We start from the raw sequence: 17,897 nt of genomic DNA on the forward strand, positions 1-17,897 counted from the left end.
CAGCAGCTAAAGGTGAAGGTGCAGCAGTTAAGAAAAAAGAGGATACGCACAAAATGGCTGAGGCTAACAAAGCGTTCTCGCACTTCAGATTCTAAAAAGAAAATTTGATTACACCGATTAAAAGATTGCACTGATTGAATATTGATGATATCTGTGAAATCCTAAATCTGTGTAATCATATATCAAAACAAGATGGCAAGAGATTTAAAATTTACAAGAAATATTGGTATCGCTGCTCACATCGATGCTGGTAAAACAACTACTACCGAGCGTATTCTTTACTATGCTGGTGTTAACCACAAAATTGGCGAGGTACACGAAGGTGCTTCTACAATGGACTGGATGGAGCAAGAAGCTGAGCGTGGTATTACCATTACTTCTGCTGCAACAACAGTTTTCTGGGAATATCGTAAGAATAAATACCAAGTAAACGTAATTGATACTCCTGGACACGTGGATTTCACGGTTGAGGTAAACCGTTCGTTACGTGTATTAGATGGTTTAGTATTCTTATTTTCAGCAGTTGATGGTGTTGAGCCTCAATCTGAAACTAACTGGAGACTAGCTGATAACTATAAAGTGCCTCGCATTGGTTTCGTTAACAAAATGGACCGTTCTGGAGCTGATTTCTTAAAAGTTGTTAAGCAAGTTAAAGAAATGCTAGGTTCTGATGCTGTTGCTTTGCAATTGCCTATCGGTGCTGAAGATTCTTTCCAAGGTGTGGTAGATTTAATTAACAACCGTGGTATTGTTTGGAACGAGCACGATAAAGGTATGACCTTTACTGAAGTGCCAATTCCTGATGATATGGTTGACGAAGTTGCTGAGTACCGTGAGAAATTATTGGAAGCAGTAGCTGGTTATGATGAGTCGTTAATGGAGAAATTCTTCGACGATCCTAACTCGTTAACTGAACGTGAGATTTTAGATGCTTTACGTAAAGCAGTATTAGATAATGCTATTGTTCCTATGGTTTGTGGTTCATCTTTCAAAAACAAAGGTGTACAAACTATGTTGGATTTAGTAATGGAGTTATTGCCTTCACCACTTGATCAAGAGGCTGTAAAAGGTACTAACCCAGATACAGGCGAGGAGATTTCTCGTAAACCAGATGTTAAAGAACCATTTGCAGCATTAGGTTTCAAAATTGCAACTGACCCATTTGTAGGTCGTTTGTGCTTTATCCGTGCTTATTCTGGTAAATTAGATGCTGGTTCTTACGTGTTGAACACTCGTTCTGGTAACAAAGAGCGTATTTCTCGTATTTTCCAAATGCACGCTAATAAACAAAATCCTATTCCTTTTATCGAGGCTGGTGATATTGGTGCGGTAGTTGGTTTTAAAGACATCAAAACTGGTGATACTTTGTGCGATGAGAAAAACCCAATCGTTTTAGAAACTATGGTTTTCCCAGAGCCGGTTATCGGTTTAGCTATTGAGCCTAAAACTCAAGCTGACGTTGATAAATTAGGTATCGGTTTAGGTAAGTTAGCTGAGGAGGATCCTACGTTCGTAGTAAAATCTGATCAAGAGACTGGTCAAACGGTTATCTCTGGTATGGGCGAGCTTCACTTAGAGATCTTAATTGATCGTTTAAAACGTGAGTTTAAAGTAGAAGTTAACCAAGGAGCGCCACAAGTAGCTTACAAAGAGTCTATCCGTGGTACTGCAGAACACCGTGAGGTTTACAAAAAACAATCAGGTGGTCGTGGTAAATTTGCTGATATCAAAGTTGTAATCTCTCCAATTGATGAAGATTTCGATACAAGTAAATCAGCTTTACAATTCGTTAACGAAATTGTTGGTGGTGCAATTCCAAGAGAATACATCCCTTCAGTTCAAAAAGGTTTTGAAGTTTCATTAGCGAACGGTGTTTTAGCGGGTTACCCACTATCAGGAATGAAAGTTCGTTTAATTGATGGTTCGTTCCACGCAGTCGATTCAGATGCTTTATCATTTGAGTTAGCAGCTAAGATGGCTTACCGTGAAGCTTTACCAAAATGTCGTCCTGTATTAATGGAGCCTATCATGAAGGTAGAAGTTTTAACTCCAGAAGCTAACATGGGTGATGTAATGGGTGACTTGAACCGTCGTCGTGGTCAAATGCAAGGTTTAGATTCACGTAATGGTGCACAAGTAATCAAAGCATTGGTTCCACTTTCGGAAATGTTTGGTTATGTAACTCAATTACGTACCATCACTTCAGGTCGTGCAACTTCTACAATGGAGTTTGATCACTATGCTGAAGCACCTCGTAACGTACAAGACGAAGTTGTTGCTAAGTCTAAAGGTAGAGTTAAAGGTAGTATTGAAGACTAAATCGTATTGAGATATGCGTATTGAGTATAGAGACTTTTCCCAATACTCAATACGCACTACTCAGTTCCAAAAATAAATCCGCCGTTAGTTATTAATAGCTCTAACTATCGGTTTAATTAAATAACAAGATGAGCCAAAGAATTAGAATTAAATTAAAATCTTACGATTACAACTTGGTAGATAAATCTGCTGAGAAAATCGTAAAAACTGTAAAGCCTACAGGCGCAGTAGTTAGCGGACCAATTCCGTTGCCAACAGAGAAAAAAATCTTCACTGTATTGCGTTCACCGCACGTAAACAAAAAAGCTCGTGAGCAGTTTCAATTGTGTGCTTATAAACGTCTTTTAGATATTTATAGCTCAAACTCAAAAACAGTTGATGCTTTAATGAAGCTTGAATTGCCAAGTGGTGTTGAAGTAGAAATCAAAGTTTAATGATTTTAATACAACATTAAAAAAGCCCCGATTGAATTTTTCAATCGGGGCTTTTTGGTTACATTTTAATTGTTTTATGTGTAAAATTATCTACGCATAAATTTTTCTCATTTGTAAAACGTTTTGTTGTGGTGTTATTTTGAGGGTTGTTATTTTTGGCGCTTTTTTAGATGTGTTTAGCAACATCTATCTAACCAAATGAAAAAAAGATATTTAATAGTAGCTGTGTTTCTTTGCATGGTTATTTACCTTAACGCAGGCGCCCAACAAGGCTTCGGAACTAATCAGCCTGCACCATCGTCGGTAATAGACATGAGCTCAAATAATAAAGGGGTCTTGCTGCCCAGAGTAGCTTTAACTAGTACCAATGATTTGCTAACCATCCCATCGCCAGCAAACTCATTAATGGTTTTTAACACTGCAACTGCGGGATTATCACCAACTAATGTTTACCCAGGTTATTATTACTGGAATACTGCGTTAAACAACTGGATTAGGCTTGTTGATACCAAGAATAACTATTATAATGGCTTGTCAGTAGATGGCTTGAACAACGTGGGGTTGGGTGGTTCGTTAAATCATAACTCGTTTATTTTTTATAATGATAAATCTTTAACTTTTTGGGATGGCGTTGAAGGTAATCCTTTTGCTAGTTCTCACTCTACTGTATTAGATAAAAGCGGTTTAAAGTTGAGGTATAACGACGGAGGAGGCGTACCCCATCCTTCTGTTAGAGATTACTATTTAAGCATAGAAAACACAAGGACAGGACATGACACCAACACACAATTGGGAACTCCTTTTGACGGCGTTACAACCGGCATTAAAAGTATATTCAGTATTGGTAATGCAAATAACGAGCAATATATTGGCGGTCAGTTTGGCTCTAATGTAGATAATCCAACGGGTGTAAATACAGTACAAATTGGTGTAATTGGCAAAGTTGGTTACAATATTAACCACACGCAAGCTAATCAGGTAATAGGTGGATATTTTCAGTCAAATAATACCTCTACAGCTGGATTAAGTAACTACGCACTTTATACCAAAGCAACGGGTGTTAATCCTTATGCTTTATATGCAGATGGCGGTGCTGTGCTAATTAAAGATTTAGATACTACTTCAGCTCCGGTTTTAACGGGCGTTAGACCTATTTATGCCGATGCCAACGGTAAGCTGGTTATCGGTTCTGCTGGAGCAGGCACATCAAATTGGGGTTTGCAGGGCAATGCGCCAAGCGCTGGAGATTTTTTTGGTACAACGGCTAATTTTAGCGTACCTGTTAAGATCAACAACAATCTACAATATACTATAAATGAAGGAGGGATAGATTTTAATCCAGCGGCTGCAAGTTTTGATGCTGTTAAACCTTGGTATCAGCTCAGAATGTTTGATACAGCTAGCAGCAATGAAAATGGCGTGTATATGTACAAAGATGGTTCTTCGCAATTGTCGTCTTATGAAGCAGCAACGGGAACCATCAATAATTTCTTTACCACTATACCTGGTACAACGCTAGGGTTTTCAAGTGGCGCTTATATTCAGGCCTCTAATGGTACAACTACACAAGCAAGTTTAATTGCTACCCAATTTGATAAAATTACAGTATCTAACAATGTTCCAGTAGCATTTAAGGGAATAGAATATGGAGCAGATTACAGTGCAAATTATAGTCCGCTGAGTTTAATCACTAAACAAGACTTAACTACAGCTATTGCGGCTTTACCTACAAATATTAAAGGCAGGGTTGCTTGTGCAGGTACAGCAAACCAAACTATTGCAAATGCAAATGTTACACCTACTGCCGTAATTATGATAACCTACGAAGATGCTGCTGGTAGCGTAATTTCTGTTGGCTTAGGAGCCCGAGTAAATGGAACTTCATTTGTTGTAAATTTTGCCGCTTTGCCGCCAACTACAGCCTTTATTAACTATACTATCATTCCATAATCTTACTATGAAAAATAAATTAACACTTACAGCTGCTATTATTTTAGCAAGTGTAAGCATAGCTTTGGCGCAATCTCAAAATGTTAGAAATTTAAATTTTAATAATGATGATCCTTCGGCAACTACTAGGAAATCTATTATTTTAAAAGCTCCTGCAGCTACAACGCTAACTGCAGACCAAACTTGGATATTGCCTGGAACATTGCCAGCGGCAAACCAAACGCTAACGGTATCATCTGTTTCTGGTTCTACTGCAACATTGGGTTGGGCTAACAATTCAAATTCTTTTCCCGCTGTGTTCGTTACAGCTAGTCATGTGGTAACTGCTTCAGATTATTACATCATTGTGAAACCTACTACTAATGCTACCGTAGACATTACTCTTCCTTTGGCTAGTGCTAATACAGGTAGGGTAATTTCTATCAGTAATTTTGCAAACCCCACACCTACTACGGTTAATATCAAGTCAGTTTCTTTTCCACAATTAAAAATTGGATATGGAACGGCGCAGTCTTCGGTAGTACTAACAGCCAACAACTCTACAACTAGCATTGCGTCAGGAGCTGGAAAATCAACTTGGATCAGTGATGGAAATTTGTGGTATCAAATAGGCTTGTAAGAAAATATACATAAAATGCACTCAAAATCAGCTTTTTATTTTGTTGAAATTACGGTGACGATTAACCTAATTTATTAAGCTTTTATAGAAGGTTTAAAAAATAGATACAAACTTCACTCAATGAACCCACGTTTTTACTAGTTTAAAATCTGTGTTTGCTCGATAGAGCTTTTTTGAGTTAAACATTTTTGTTGCTTTGATTTGCCAAGCAAGTAATTGCTTTTAATTCAAATGCTAACAATATGCGCAAACTCCACAAAATACGGTTAGTCTTTGCTCTCTCTGTTTCAATGGTATGCATTAAAACTAATGCGCAAGATTTATCTAACCTGAAAAATCAAAAGCCTTTTAGCTATTCTGGAGCACTAGAGCTGCGTTCAATTGGCTATCAGATGAATGGGGCGCCTGATCGTAGGAACCCACTTTCGCTTATTGTTAGCGGTAGTCCTACTTTAAGTTTATATGGATGGGATATTCCGTTCAGTATTGTTTATGCAGACAGAAAGACTAATTTTCAACAGCCGTTTAATCAATTTGGTTTAAGCCCAAGTTACAAATGGATTACCCTACACGGAGGATATAGAAACGTTAGCTTTTCGCCTTTTACTTTAGGCGGGCATACCATGCTAGGTGCCGGGGCTGAACTAAACCCGGGAAAACTTAGGTTGGGTTTTATGTATGGTCGCTTAAATAAAGCTACAATAATAGATCAAACCACACAGTCGTTGGCACCGCAGGCTTTTAATAGAAAAGGTTATGCCGTTAAGGTGGGTTATGGTTCGCAAAAAAGTTTTCTGGATTTTAGTTATCTCAAAGCTAAAGATGACAGTGTAGGTTTTCAACGTGGGCAGCAGAACATGCAATTTAACCCTATTGCACCGGCAGGGAACTCCGTTGTTGGCTACAAAGGGCAGGTTACTTTCTTGAAGAATTTCTTAATTGAAAGTGAAGGTGCCATGAGTTTATATACCCGAAACCTATATACCAATATTCCTGATACTTTAGAAGATCCCATCCTTAAAAAGATAAAGAAATTTGCTACAGTAAATGCAAGCAGCGAGCTATATACGGCATTTAGTGCGGGTGTTGGCTATCGTGATAAAAAATATGGACTAAAGGTAAACTATAGGCGTGTAGAACCAGAATTTAAATCGATGGGGGCTTATTTTATTACCTCAGATTTGGAAGCTTGGACAGTGACCCCATCTTTTGTGGCTTGGAAAAACAAAATCAGTTTTAATGGAAGTATAGGTATCCAGAACGATAACCTTCAAAACCAAAAGGCAGCTATGAATAAGCGCTTTATTGGCGCTGGTAATGCTACTGTACAAGTGAACGACAAGTTTGGTGTAGATGCCAGCTACAGTAATTTTTCTAACGACCAAACACCAAATACGGTGCGTTTTGCCGACAGTTTAAGGATTGTGCAAACCACGCAGATGTACAGTTTAATGCCCAGATATATCATTAGTACAGAAAAATACAGCCACATGATTACGCTATCGGCATCGCTAAGTAATCTCAACGATTTTAACCAGTTTTTCGATAACAATGCCATCAGCAGGAATATGGATACCAAACAATTAATGGCAAACTATAACATTGGTTTTATTAAACAAGGGATAAATGTGAATACCAGTGTAAATACAACTATGCTCGAAGGAATGGGCATTAACCAAACTTATACAGGTTTTTCTTTGGGGGGAGATATTACCCTCCTCAAATCGCAGTTAAGATTAGCCACCAACCATTCCATCACCTTTGGTAAACAAGAGTTAGGGAAAAGCATGATTTATAACAGCTCCCTAAACACAAAATACCAAGTGAGAAAAGGACATATTTTAGATTTTGGCGTGTATCTGCTGAGTAACTCTCCAGCCGATAATGCAGGCCTGCAACAGAGATATACAGAGTTAAGGGGTGAATTAGCTTATCAATTAAGATTTTAGCCATGAAGAAATTATTACGTTTTTTTGCATTTGGTTTGGTGTTGCTGCTGGCAGCTCAGGTACTACAAGCGCAAGTTGGTGTGTCTATCCGGATTTTACCGCCATACCCAAATCGCATCACCGATTACGAAGCTAGGCCGCAACAAGTGTTGATTACGCTTACTAACCAATCTGCGGGTACACAACAGATACAATTAAGGGCATCTGTAGTTGGCGATAATGGCATTAGGTTAGAAGTTGGGCAGAATTACAAAAGTCCAACGCCGATAACCTTGGCTCCAGGACAAGTACGTAGCTTAAACGGTGCCGATTTGGTTACTTTGTTCGACTATAATAAGCTTACCTATTCGGGTATTACCAAAGATCAGTTTATTCGTGGTAATGGTTTGCCAGAGGGCAGTTATCAGGTTTGTATGCGGGCATTTGATTACAATACCAATGCGCCAATTAGTGCCGATGAACCTATAGGCTGTAGTAACAGGTTTAGCATTACCAGTTTAGAGCCGCCACTCATTATAAAACCTTTCGAAAATGAGGAGTTAAAGCAGGTGGCAGCCAATATATTTACCATTAACTGGACTACGCCGCCGGGAGCACCACCATCTATCAGGTATAAAGTTCGCATTATCGAAGTTTTGGGTAACAGAAACCCTAACGACGCTTATTTAAGTGCCGTGCCTCCTTACTTTTTTGAAAAGGAGGTAATGGGCAATGTTTATGTCTACAATCCTTCAGATCCACAACTTACGCCGGGCCGAAAATATGTTTTGGCGGTACAGGCTATTGATCCTAATGGGGGTTTTACCTTTAGGAACAATGGAATTAGTCAGGTGGTGCCTTTCGGGTTTGGAACTCAAGAGGTGGTAACTACAGATACAAAATCACCAGATGGTAAAGAGAAACAAAAAAAACCAGCAACTACGCATAGCATTAAGGGAAAAGCGCTCTGGGCGTTTAGAGCAAGTGAAGATACTTATAAGGGTGCAAATGGAATAAGTTTGGGCGGCGGTCTGTTAGGCTTTCTTGGCGCACAAAATAATGTGGGTGCGGTAGTTCAAATGCCAGCAGCATTTCCTACAGCTGGACTAGGCACGTTTAGTCTAAATTCGGGTACAACGGTAGGCAATAGTACTCCAAACAGGGGCACTTCTTCAACGGGACAGGCTAGAACTGAAACAATTGGTGGTTTGGTTTACGCTTCTTTTAACCCTTTAACAGATAACGCCAATAATGTTCGCAATGCGATGAGTACCGACCGTACTTTAGTCGCTTCCGTTGGTAACAATGGATATATGGCAAGTGTGGTAGCCCCACCAAATTTAGGCAGTACACCACCACTTTCATCTTATATCTCAGTTACTGGGCATCAAAAATTAGATTTCGGAATAGATGTGGCTGTATCTACACCATCTTCAACCAAAAACCCATTTGCTGGTGCCACAGTGAAAATAATTGGAGTTCCTTTTGATATTCCCGTAGTGTCTAACCCATTTAACAACAGCGTAAATAAGCAGAAGGAACAACAGCAGCAAGAAGAAAGTTCCAAATTCGGTATTTTTTCACCTAATGTTAAAAATAGCAACCCTACACCATCTAAAGTTAGCCAGCCAGTTTCAGTTAATAATGCAGCCAATACCGTTAAAGGTGCCAGCCCAAGTTTAAATACTGGCGCTGTTACCAAAGACATACAGCCAACAAGCAATTTGGGTAAAAGTACAACGAGTGGCGCTAGTATTTTGATTACGAAATCTATAGAACCCAATCTTATTGCTTCGGGTAAAACCGATGCCAATGGAAATTTCGATGTGAATTTCTTAGATCCAGAATATGCTGGTGGAAAACAATTTAAAGAGCTTAAAATTGTAGTAAGTAAAGGTAGTTTAGAAGAAACCAAAACAGTTCCCATCAGTGTGCTAAATAATACAGAGATTGATTTGGGAGAGATTATCTGCATGGCAAATACCTATCGTTTTACGCCAACTATAGAACTGCCAGACATACACGGTACTGCCAATGATAATAAAAAAGTGGTAGTAAAAGTCTATAGAGAAGAAGCTGATGCTGTTGCCTATCCGTTTTTAGCACACGATGGAAACTTGGCCGCAGATAAGAAACAGAAACTTGTAATTAACGGCAAGCAGATGGTGCTGGTAGCCGCAGATAGCACGCAGGTGAAAAGCGCTGCACAATTCAAGCTCAGCAGATTGTTTCATGGCATTAACTATACCGTGCAAATTAGCACAGGCATTAACGCACAGGGCAAATCGGGAGGTTTAAAAGTTGCTGATGTAGATTTAAACAGCACACAAATAGTTAATGTAAAACCAACCTACACCTTGGTTGCTTCGCCTCCGGCAGTTATTGGAACGGTACAACTAAGTTTAAAAACGGGGTTCGCCAGCGTAAAAGGGGCTATTGTTAAAGTAGAATTTAATGATGATGACGTGGAACCTCAGGTTGGAATGGTTAACGTTGGAGTTGGTACAGCTACAATGTTAGCTGGGCAACAGTATCAATCTAACTTGGTTAATGCTGTGATTGGTGCTAATTCGAATTTACAAAGAGCAGCTTCGTCAAGCCAGCCGAGTAATAACGTCGCAACTGCGCTTTCATCAACTACCGCTCGGTTCTATGCACCACAAGTAGGTAACTCCGTATTTGGTGGAGGTCAGTCCAACATGCTAACACAGACGGTTGGAAATGTTTTGAATAACAGTTTATCAACACAGTCTTATTTTGGTGCTTACACCGCCACTACAGATAGCGCAGGTAACTATATCATCAACAATCTTCCTAAGTTAAAAGAGGGCAAATCATTTACGGTTAAACTCTTGAGGGTGCCTAACGAATTTAAGTCGCTAAAAGTAGAACCTACCAGCGAAGTGGTTATTAATAGGGTTGGGCCGGGCGAACGTAAGGAAGTTTCTTTTAGACTTAAACCAGATTTGGTGCAAGTGGTAGGCCGCGTGGTAGCCGAAAATAAAACTGCTTTAAATAATGCCCGATTAAATTTTGAAGGATCTACCGATTACTTTAATACCGGCGAAACTGGTTTATTCAATACTACCTATTTTGCAGGAGAGCACTATCTTATTATTAAAAAAGAAGGCTACGCAGATGCTAGGGTAAAAGTTGTTGTGCCAGAGAAAAAACAAAGCGGTGGCACACCACAAAATGGTGCTACACAATTGCCCGGCAACATAGTCCAAGGACAGCATTTATTTAACACACTAAATGTTTTTGAAGATACTAGAGCTAATCAAACGTTAACCAATACAAAAGCAAACACTGTTGATTTAACCATACAATTGGTAAATACACCAACCGTTAAAAATCAACTGTCTACAGGTGCTACGTTTTCGCCTTTAATGTTTGGTGTGGCAAGTTCTCAAAGTGCTGCTAAAATCAATGCTTCTGGTATAAAAGGAGTTGCTACTGCAGTAACTCCTACAGCAGCGCCAGTTAAGGCGGGAGTTGGGCAGGTTGTAAGTTTCACCTCCAATAACAATACACCTAGCGCTAATAAAATTACCGACTTTACTTCGTTTAGTGCCGTTGGAGAAATGTACAACGGTCCGTTGGTGGGTTCTAACTATGGCGTAAATAGTTTAAGTTCTCTTGATCTGGGAGATATCGGTTTCTTAAAAAGAAAAGTAGGTAAAATTAGGTTTAAAATAGTTGATGAAATATCTAACACAGTAATAGCCAACGCTACCATTAAATTATTTGATACTACGGCGGTAACCGACAGCAAAGGCGAATGGTACTACGAAGGCTTTGGTGGCGATGCTAAAGTGATCATTGCCCCACCTAGCAACAGTGCTTACGTAATGGTAGAGCAAAGTTTATTGATTAACGAAACTGGAGATGAAGTTGCTAGGGTAATCAAACTGCAAAAAGGCATTAACGTTACAGGCAGTGTGGCAAGTAATGGCACGGCGATAGCTGGGGCAACCATCAAGGTTGAAGAAAAACCCTACTTGCTTACCACCACAAACGCTACCGGGCAGTACAGTTTTTATGTGCCAAAAGGTTCGTTTCAGTTAAAGGCTTCTAAATCTGGCTATGTTTCTAAAACGGAAAGCATTACAGTTAATGAGCAGCCCTTATTAAAAGATTTCGAACTTGGAAGCGGCGGAGGAAGAAACATTGCTAAAGTTCTAGGGTTTGATGTAGAACTAGACCAAATGACCAGCGAAGGCAACGCTTATCGCATTTCGGGTGCATTTGTTAACCTCGTTCCAACAAGCGATTTAAAAGCTAGTTCTACTATTAACTTAAAATTCAGCAATATCAAAATTAGTTTCGATGCTGCCGGCAACGCCATTCCAGAAGGAAATAAAATAGTTACCGACGAAATATCCATTCCTTTTAAATTAATGGGCTTTTTGCCAGTAACGTTTAAGTCCGCAAACGGAATTACCGTAGAAGCAGAGGGTACCGGCGGTAAAATTGCTGCAGAATTGGTAGCAAATACGGCGCAAATATCTGGGAGCAGAGGCTGGGGTTTCCCCAACACCGATATGAAGCTAACACTTAGCAATGCTACAACCTTAGTAACAGCCTTTGTTTCTTCTTCTTCGGTGCCGTCTAGCACTAGGTATTCAATTAAAGGTACACAAAGTGGATGGCAGGGTAACATCTACGGGTTTAAATTTATTGCCCAAACAGACGCCTCATTTATAGACAGAGAAGGCTTGCACTTGGTTGGCGAAATACATACGCCAGATTTAGGAGTCATCAAGTCATCAACCGTTAAGGTAGAAGAGTTTTTAGTAGGTACCGATTTATCGATTAAGCGACTAAATGTTTCCCAAAGCAATTTACCATCAATAAAAATAATGGATTGGAGTGCCAACTTGGCGTCTCTTATCTTTAACGAAGATGGTTTTAAAATTGGTGGCAATATGGTTGTTAAAGTGCCTGCATCTGGCAGTTCAACTATCAATTTTTCTGAAGTAAGAATTGGCAAAGACGCATTTTTTGGAGGAAGATTTGATATTCCAGAAAATGGCATCAATATCTTCAATATCGTAAGTTTAAAGAAAGGAAGCAGTCCAATTTCATTTGGCCAGGTACCTAACCAAAATGGCGTTTACAAACTTGGCGGTTCTGGAAAAATTAAGTTTACCAAGTTTATTACTTCAGAAATTAACATCCCGGTATTTGAAGTGCATACCAGTGGCCGGTTCTTGGTAGATGCGCCTACAAATTTCTCTGCAGATATCAGCTTTGCGAAAATTAAAGTAACTGGTATTAAGTTCGATAATACAGCAGGTTCACCATCAATAGGCATACAAGGTTCGCTATCTGTTGATGTGCCTATGCTTAGCTTGTCTGCTGCCGATATCACCTACAAAAATACGAATGGAAGTGTAAACTTTAGTATCGGCAAAATCAAGGCATCACTAGATATTCCGGTAATTAAAACGGAAGTGGAGGTGGTGATGAGCGATAAAGGATTTGCAGGAGCGGGTAAGTTGGGCATACCGGGCACACCAATAAATGCGGGTATCGATTTCCATTACTTTAAAGAAAATGGAGGGATAGATTTTGGGGCCAAGTTTAGCGCAGGGGTGGTTATCCCGATAGGTTTTGTAACTATAGAAAGAGTAGGGGGTGGTTTTAGGTACAATACCGGCACCAAAGATTTCATGATCGATATCAATGGCGGTCTATCTATCGCAAATTTAGGGGCGCTTGTGAAATTAGATCCCATTGGTTTAACGGTAAGAAGCGGACCGGTAATAGAAGGTTATGCCAGCGTGGTAGTGGGCACAGCATTGAATTTGGCACAGGCAAGGGTAAAACTAGATATTCCACAAAAAACCTTTGCGGTGCAGGTAGACGCTTCTATTGAGCCAATTAAGGGGGTAGCCCATGCTAAATTACAAGGAGACTTGATTATAAGTGCTAAAGAAAATGATGCTTTTGTATTCTTGGGCGCAGGGGTTGATGTGAACTTGCTCGGTTTAATCCAATCTAATGGAGAATTTGCCTTAGGTGTAGGCGTCAAAAATCCATCAACTCGCGGCGATAGGGTAAGTTATTATTTCAGAAATGTAGATAACCGTTACGTTAGAGATGTATTCTCGGGGGTGTATATAAACACAACTGCCCGAATGGGTATACCAGAAAATAGGGCAATAGGTTTCGATTTTAAAATAGCTAGTGCAAAGATATGGTATTACACAGAGTCTAATGCTAAACTGATACTGAATTTTGCAGAAAGCAGCTATTTATTTGGGCTGTCAGGAAAATTTGGAGGTGGATTTGAATTTTGTGTAGCCCGTATTGCTTGCGTGGGCTTCGATTATAGGGCTTGTTACGAATTTATGGGAGGAAGAAATGATGCCGATGGTTGGTTCATTTCTGGTAAAGCAGCTGGGCGTGTTTCATTAAAAGTGGGCGGTTGTAACCCAGGCTGTAATGATTGGACTATTAAACCGTGGTGTGCCGGCTTTAAGCTATGTGGAGAAGGAGGGGCTGAAGTTTCGTATAAACAAAGGGGAGGTTTGAAATTGGGAGTTTTTGTAGGCGGTAATCCTTTGTGTAATTAACATTTATCTAACTAAAAAGAAATTAAAATGAGCAATGTTTTTTATAATGAAATAGATAAGCAACAGCGTTTAACAAAGTTGTTTTGTATAGTTCTTGTGTTGTTTTCCTTTACTGCATTGGCACAAAAACAGCAGTTTGCAGCCACGGGTGTACCTATGGGCAATCTAATGCCAGGACCTAACGCGGTATACGGCTTTGTAGTAACTGATGAAAAGGAGAATACCTTTAATGCTTATTTGGACAAGGTAAAACAGTACGATGTATATAAGGACGAAAATGGCACCGGAAACTTTAAGAAGATAACTTCGTTAACTTTCCCAATTTCTTTTGCAGAATTTACAAAAAGGGCAGGAGCCGACGTAGCGGAGCACACCAAAATTCAGCTTGGCACCAAAACCGACGATGAGGCATACAAAGTTTTAGTTTCGGGAGATCCAAGAAAAATAGGATTGCTGTTTCTTTCGAAAGAGTTTTTATATGGTATGGGTAACTTATGGAAAGATAGCGATGTGAAAAAAAATCAACCTAACACAGCTTATAGATTGGTTCAGGTAGCGGTAGACGGAAAAGAACAAGTTTTATTTACCCAAAAAGTAGGAGAGGTAAGCAGAACCGCTTTTAATAGGTACGAGTTATTAGATGTTACCGCTACAGATAGTGCTATGCAGGTGCTTTGGGGCAATAAATATACAAATACTCCAGCATTTATGGGTAAGGTTTACAGAAAGGCGCCAACCGATAAAAACTTTGTTTTAATGCCTAAACCTGTTCTGATTACGGATATTGCAGATAGTTCTAAAGTGGCCTATCAAGAAAATGTTGTGCCGGGGCAATTGTATCAATATTATTTAGTGCCCGAAGATTTTGCCGGAAACGAGGGATACCCTTCCGATACAGCTTATACTATAAGTAAGTCGTTCAGTAAGTTGAAAGGAATAGCAGATTTTAAAGCGAAGGATACTTTAAAAGGCGCTTGGTTATCTTGGTCGGCTTTACCTAACGATGGCGTTTACACAGGCATACAAATTTTAAGATCAAGAAAAAATGCAGACGGTTTTGTGGAGGTTGCTTCAATTTCGCCCAATGATAGTACTTATTTTGATAGGGCGCTATTGCCTAATGTAGTTTACTATTATCAAATAAGACCATTGTTGATTAATGTAAAAGGGTACAAGCTAATGCCATCGGCTACTACAAATATAGCAGTGAAAAGCCCAAATGATATACCTATGGCACCGCAAGGCTTAAAAGTTTGGCAAGATAGTACGGCGCAAGTGAAGCTCTATTGGGATATCAACCCAGAAATTGACCAATTTGCCTACTATGTGCTTCGTGGCACATCTGCAGATAAGATGGAGGTAGTATCGAAAGCCTTGCGCACAAATGTCTACACAGATTCATTGGCTGGGCTAGATGCGCAAACCACCTACTTCTACGGTATTAAGTTGATGAATATCTCCCAAAAAATGAGTGATATATCTCAAGTTGTTGCTATCAAACCTTTAAAATTAGAGCTAGTACCTTATCCCTCTGGTATAAGTGCACGCTACGCCGAAGGTAGAGTTAAGCTTGTTTGGGATGATATGTTGGGTAAACATGATGACATTGTTGGCTATCGCTTGTACAGGAAAAGCAAAACTGACAAGGACTTCATCTCGATAACGCCAAATTTAATCAATACAGAGTTTTATGAAGACACCACAGCCTTACCTGGTGTAACTTACGAGTATGGCGTTACGGCAGTAAATAGCGCAGCTAACCAGAGTGTTTTATCGCCAACAAGTAATATTACAGTGCCTACTTCCGAAGTGTTAGCAGCGCCGGCAGATTTATATCTGCTTAACAAAGCACAAGGTATCTATATTTCTTGGCCGGCACATGCCGATGTTAAAATGGTGAATGTAATCTATAGAAAATCTCCTACGGATAAAGATTATCGTTTGGTAGCTGAGGTAAATGATGTAGACAATTACACGGATACCTCGGCGCAGGTGGGGATATTGTACAGTTACCGTATCGTAGCAAAAACTAACGCTGGTAGTAGCAATCCAAGTGTAGAAAAATCAATAAGAAGAACCGCATTATAAGAAGGTTTAAATTTTGAAAATTAAATGATAAGGTTATGTTTATCAAAAATAAATTATTGGGCTTACTGTTGGTAATTGTAAGTTTATTGTTGTTGCAATGCGCAAAAACGTACGATTACGAGTTAACGGATAATACCCCGAAGATAGATAGTATTAGACCCGAGCGGGGAACTGAAAATACGCAGGTGCGTATCTATGGAAAGAATTTCCCGAAAGATACTGCAAGCTTAAGAGCTTTTTTCAATAACAAACAGGGACTGATTATAGAACAAACTACAGCTAATGTAATTTTAGCGACTGTGCCTTATGAAGCCGGCACTGGACCCGTTTCGGTTAAAAGCGGTGATCAAACTTTTGCTGGCCCTACCTTTACCTACGATTATGATGCTCCGGTGATTTTGGATGTATCACCGTTAATAGGTATTGCTGGCACAGAAATCACCATTAATGGACGTAAGTTTAGTGGAATTGCTGCCAATAATAAGATACAAATTAACGGGGTTGATGCGGGTATAAGCTCATCGAGTACAACTCAATTAAAAGCTATAGTGCCAGAAGCGAAAAATGGTCCAATTACCGTTACATCCAACAATATATCAAACCAAGGGCCGGTATTTAAGTTCATTCCACAGATTGCAAGCATCGATAAAACGAGTGCGTTTGTAGGTGAAACAGTTAGGCTTACTGGAAAATACTTTGATGTGGCTACTGCCAAATCGGTAACTTTTAATGGTGTTTCGGCCAGCATTGTGAGTGGAAGTGCCAGCACTTTAGATGTAACTGTACCGGCTTCTACCAGTGGAAACATTGTGGTAAACATAGATGGTGTGAACAGTAACCCAATAGCATTTAATTACCGAATAGCACCTGCCATTACGGGTTTAAGCAAAACATCCGCCTTTGCGCAAGATACTTTAACCGTTTATGGAGCTAACTTTGCAGGAAATGCAGCGCCAATAGTAAGGTTTGGTAGCACTGAAGCTACGGTAATGAATTATGTGCACAATAGCATCAAGGTACGTGTGCCAAACGGCAGTGGTGTATTGCCTGTTACCGTTACAGTAGATAATGTGAACAGTAATTCTGTTTCGTTTACTTACTTGCAGAATATAGTTGCAGCGAGCTTAAATCAAACTTCGCCAGTTTTACGTAATGTTTCTGGGATTGATGCGGCAACAGTAGTAGTTAAAGGAAGTAATTTTGGTACAGATGCGAGTAGAATTCGTGTAACTGTTGGAGATCAGAATGCCCAGGTTACAGCAGTTGATGATGCGAACGTAACCTTCCTGTCGCCAAGCTATCATTCGTCATTGCCTAATCAGCAGCAAATTAAGATTTTCCATCAAAATGTAGAAGCTAGTTATCCAAACGGAAATCTCACATTTACGTATTTGGAGCCAACTATTTTATCAACTACTTGCACTGTAGTGCCGGCGGTGGGTTTACCTGCGGGTTGGTACACGTTTACATATAACATTGCTGGAAATCATTTTAATGCCACGGCACCAAATTCAAACTTTGAAATTTTAATTGATGGCGTAAAATATACTACTACAGTAAACGGAAATAATGCTGTAGTTACTACAACGCAAACCAGTCATTTTATTAAAAATAGGTATGATATTCGTGTAAATAATAAATGGGGAAGCTTTATTTCTGCGTTTCAACGAAATGTAACCATCAGTAATTTCGATTTTACGTTTAACAACAATCAGCGTATTGTTACCATTACCGGCGAAGGTTTTGGAAGCACTGTAGATTTGAACCGTTCGATAAGGGTTTATCGGATGGATGGCAGTACAAAAGTCTACTTAAATGTAGGGGCAATTACGAGCTGGACAGACAATCAGCTAACTACAACATTTACAGATACATATATTGATGATAGGACTTATGGAGTAGAGGTGAGAGTAAATAGTAGAAACGCCACCAGAGAGAAATTCTTAAACTATCAGCAGGTAAATTAGGGTTAGTTCAT

Annotated in this window: 8 protein-coding genes and 1 pseudogene; all 9 read left to right on the top strand. The window is 39.5% G+C overall.

The genetic code is table 11. The features are described from left to right. Positions 1-95 (top strand): annotated as a pseudogene (locus REI64_RS17475) (30S ribosomal protein S7); the annotation flags it as partial. 97 nt (positions 96-192) lie between these two features. Continuing rightward, positions 193-2,319, top strand: a complete 2,127-nt coding sequence (gene fusA / locus REI64_RS17480; protein ID WP_308851442.1) for an elongation factor G — start codon at positions 193-195, stop codon at positions 2,317-2,319. A gap of 128 nt (positions 2,320-2,447) precedes the next feature. Then, positions 2,448-2,753, top strand: a complete 306-nt coding sequence (gene rpsJ / locus REI64_RS17485; protein WP_008244591.1) for a 30S ribosomal protein S10 — start codon at positions 2,448-2,450, stop codon at positions 2,751-2,753. A gap of 198 nt (positions 2,754-2,951) precedes the next feature. Next, complete coding sequence (locus REI64_RS17490; protein ID WP_308851443.1) at positions 2,952-4,703, top strand: hypothetical protein; 1,752 nt, start codon at positions 2,952-2,954, stop codon at positions 4,701-4,703. Positions 4,704-4,710: 7 nt separating this feature from the next. Then, a complete protein-coding gene (locus REI64_RS17495) occupies positions 4,711-5,322 on the top strand; it encodes a hypothetical protein (RefSeq protein WP_308851444.1) in 612 nt (203 codons plus the stop codon). Positions 5,323-5,612: 290 nt separating this feature from the next. Further along, positions 5,613-7,271 (top strand): hypothetical protein, encoded by a 1,659-nt coding sequence (locus tag REI64_RS17500; RefSeq protein ID WP_308851445.1) that lies wholly within the window; start codon positions 5,613-5,615, stop codon positions 7,269-7,271. Between the two features lie 2 nt (positions 7,272-7,273). Further along, entirely contained in the window at positions 7,274-13,831 is a 6,558-nt protein-coding gene (locus REI64_RS17505) for a carboxypeptidase regulatory-like domain-containing protein (RefSeq protein ID WP_308851446.1), read from the top strand. A 27-nt stretch (positions 13,832-13,858) separates the two neighbouring features. Then, positions 13,859-15,919: a hypothetical protein gene (locus tag REI64_RS17510; protein WP_308851447.1), complete on the top strand. Its 2,061-nt coding sequence runs from the start codon at positions 13,859-13,861 to the stop codon at positions 15,917-15,919. A 35-nt stretch (positions 15,920-15,954) separates the two neighbouring features. Further along, a complete protein-coding gene (locus REI64_RS17515) occupies positions 15,955-17,886 on the top strand; it encodes an IPT/TIG domain-containing protein (RefSeq protein ID WP_308851448.1) in 1,932 nt (643 codons plus the stop codon). Positions 17,887-17,897: the final 11 nt, after the last annotated feature.

The sequence above is a fragment of the Pedobacter sp. genome (assembly GCF_031119335.1).
GTDB lineage: Bacteria > Bacteroidota > Bacteroidia > Sphingobacteriales > Sphingobacteriaceae > Pedobacter.